The 539-nt window shown below is 36.0% G+C and carries 1 pseudogene; it reads right to left on the bottom strand.

Annotation, left to right across the window (positions count from 1 at the left end):
- Positions 1-173: 173 nt before the first annotated feature.
- A pseudogene (locus ACFINU_RS10410) lies at positions 174-539 on the bottom strand (hypothetical protein); the annotation flags it as partial.

Below are 539 nucleotides of genomic sequence, written 5' to 3'. Positions count from 1 at the left end.
CTGCCCCGCAACGAAGCCAACCCGCTGGGAAGTACCTTTTGAATTGATTTTATTGACTTTTTTATGAAAAAAACAAAGCATAAATGATGATCTTTTTTAAAATTGCAATAAGAATATGTAATGCCTAAACTCATAAGGATATGTAAGACATAGATAAAGCGTGAGAACATGATCTAGCCTTTTTTATTAGCAGCGTATTCTTGACGAGCAAGTTGTCTCTGTATGTTTTTGGTTAATCTTTCATTGGCATGTTGTGCAATAGCACTTGCAATTTCTGGCTTAGACATCACTTTAGCAATTGATGGTCCTTCTTGTTTTGCAATGGGGAATTGATCTCCATCCGCTCTTTGAAATACATTACCATTCAGCTTTTTTAATTCAACACGCTTTGGAAAACTGCCCCCCTTATAAAACCATGGGGTAAGCTTTCTTTTTTTCCAAACAGTGTGTAAGTTACGCCGCGTTTTGTTTCGTTTACTTTAAAAAATTTAAGAGGTATTGGTGTTCCAGAACCAATGATATCTGTCTCAAGAAACCTT

This window comes from Bartonella sp. AC130YNZD, from assembly GCF_042196865.1.
Lineage (GTDB): Bacteria > Pseudomonadota > Alphaproteobacteria > Rhizobiales > Rhizobiaceae > Bartonella.
The sequence above is the reverse complement of the archived record's forward strand: the minus strand, read 5'-3'. Positions and strand labels throughout refer to the sequence as shown.